General features: G+C 35.6%; 1 protein-coding gene. It reads right to left on the minus strand.

Annotated features, from left to right (window positions below; genetic code table 11):
* Window positions 1-226: 226 nt before the first annotated feature.
* Entirely contained in the window at window positions 227-2221 is a 1995-nt protein-coding gene (locus PG897_RS22425; protein ID WP_270829435.1) for an ATP-dependent nuclease, read from the minus strand.
* Window positions 2222-2456: the final 235 nt, after the last annotated feature.

Consider the following 2456-nt stretch of genomic DNA (forward strand, 5'->3'; position numbering starts at 1 on the left):
AGGCAGCCTGTCAAGGTATTCGAAGAGTACCGTCAGGCGGCATAGGCGAGTGTCGCACTTCGAAGTTGAATTCGCGGGACAAACGCCCTACAGCATGTTCAAGAAGGGTCTGAAATTGATACCGAAGGAAGTGCGCACTAAAGTAGCGTAAACAAGACACCGGTTTGAGGCCGGTGTCAGGTGATAACTAGATCTGTACAAACCGCAGCTCAAGGCTGCGGTTATTTTATTGAAAGAATTTTTTTATTTCTTTAACCCATCCAGGAGTAACATCAACATCATCGTAATCTTCTTCATAGTTAGCAGATGCTTCAATATATTTTTCTGCAAAGAGGATTTTATTTTCCCCATCATTTTCATTGAAAAAATCTTCAAGTTGAAGATTTCTAAAGTTCCTTATAAAGTCTGTGTTGCCATCGATATTAGATGCATTTATATTTTTTAAATGCTCTGAACTCTGCATCGTCTTTAAAGTAATCTTAAAAATAGTAGGGTTAAGAGCCTGCTCTATATCCGTTTTATGCGTATCTGAATGTGTTAAGGTTAATAAGTGAGTTTTATCTGCTCCTCCCTTGTTGCTCAGACGTCTGATTTGCAGGTTTTTAATCCCAACATTAATCTCTTCACATCTACTATGGTCTGTATCAATTAAACAATAAACTTTTCCATTTGTATTTTCCTCTCCCATTGGAGTTTCTAAGTATTTATACAGACGAATTACTTTTGACTGTCCACCCATTGGTAATATTCGTAGGTTTTTATTTTCAATTTCTTCTTTGAAAAAATACTCAAAGTAAATCTTTTCACTCACACCTTCACAGACAATCCAGTTGTATGGTGATGGCATTTTCAATGAGTAAAATATGGATTGAACTAAGTCATATGTACTTTTAAGCGTGCAATCTTTGGGAAGCGTATTTCTAGAAGCTTCAATTTCTTTTTTTAATTGAGACCTATAGTCATATAAGTCAAAACTTTCAAAAACAATCTTTTTTTCTACCTGAGTAAGAAAATGACTATGTCCTTTACTTATAATTTGTAGAAAGCCGTACCAATGCGTTGTAACTAAGATTTGGTTGCTGGAAGATATTTCCTTTAGTTTTTCGAACTGCTCATAGCATAATGATGTATGTAGTGAGTTTTCGGGCTCATCTATACCTATTATTACCATTTTATCTCTTTCAGAATTTCTTTTGAGAAAGGCATAAACTAAATTGATTAGTGCTTGTCTTTTTTCACCAGCACTTAGTTCATTAACTTTTGTTAATGAATCCCCATTTCTTCTATGCAGTACTCTTTTCTGAAAGTAGACTTCTAAAATCTTATTTACTAGATCAGCTTTGGTAACTGAATTATTTCTATCTTGTCCTGTATGATAGCAGTATTCTTTCTCCAGTATCACTTCAATTTCGGATACAAAATTGCCTAGCGTCTTGTTAATTCCACCTTGATTGTTGAAATTAACTGTGTTCAATGATTTTTCTATTTCAGTTTTTAACTGCTTGTCAAAAACTTTTTGCATTTCTGTGGTTTCAATTTTTGTAAAGCTTTCAACCTCTATTTCTACAGGGAAATATATGAAGGAGTAAAGGCCTTTTAGTTCAGAATGGAATTTTTTCCAATCAGAGTTAGAAAGTAACTTGGATAGTCTTTCTTTCCTACTACTTGTCGTCTCACGTTTATCCTGAGGAGCATCATTAACTTTTTCTTCATCCAACATATATGAAAGGAAACTTTCCTCACCATGAAAGCTGGCAAAGTATAGTCGTGGTACGTTTGACTGTATCTCTGATTCGCCGGCTACTATTAGGTAGTGAGAGTCAATCGATATTCCTTTCTGATTTGATAACTGGCTCCTAATTTCAAAAAAGTCATTCATGGATCCTCTAACACCGCTATGCAATGTATTTTTCTGTACCTCCCAAAAGTACTTGCTTATTTTCTCAAATTCCTTTTTTTGTCTAGGGACTTTAGCTTTATCAATTAAGAATATAGGTGATATGAATGGTTCATTTCCTATTGTGGTTAATCCGTCTCGTTTCCCATCTTTATTTATAGGGTATGGCTTGTCGTTGAAAAATGAGTTTAGTGCTTCTAAGATGGAGCTTTTACCAACACCATTCTCACCAACATATGAAACAAAACCATATTTTGAACCTACAGGAATGAATGAAATTCCTTTGTAGGCCTTAATATGTTTAAGAAAAACACCAATAATCATTTATTAAATCTCTTAACTGAAAACAATTTATAAGGAGCTCAGAGCCGTAAGTTCGATTAGCGAGGCGTAATCGTACGTTCGAGAAATAAGGGGTTATTACGGTGAAATACTCCCTATCTGGCCTTCAATATAAAGCCATTTCCCGATAGGGATGTATGCCGCGAATTCAACTTCGAAGTGCGACACTCGCCTATGCCGCCTGACGGTACTCTTCGAATACCTTGACAGGCTGCCT

The organism is Aeromonas sp. QDB20, assembly GCF_027707805.1.
GTDB lineage: Bacteria > Pseudomonadota > Gammaproteobacteria > Enterobacterales > Aeromonadaceae > Aeromonas > Aeromonas dhakensis.

What these genes read in the sequence shown, in the direction of transcription:
- PG897_RS22425 (WP_270829435.1), bottom strand. Translation starts at nt 2,221, where the DNA reads ATGATTATTGGTGTTTTTCTTAAACATATTAAGGCCTACAAAGGAATT.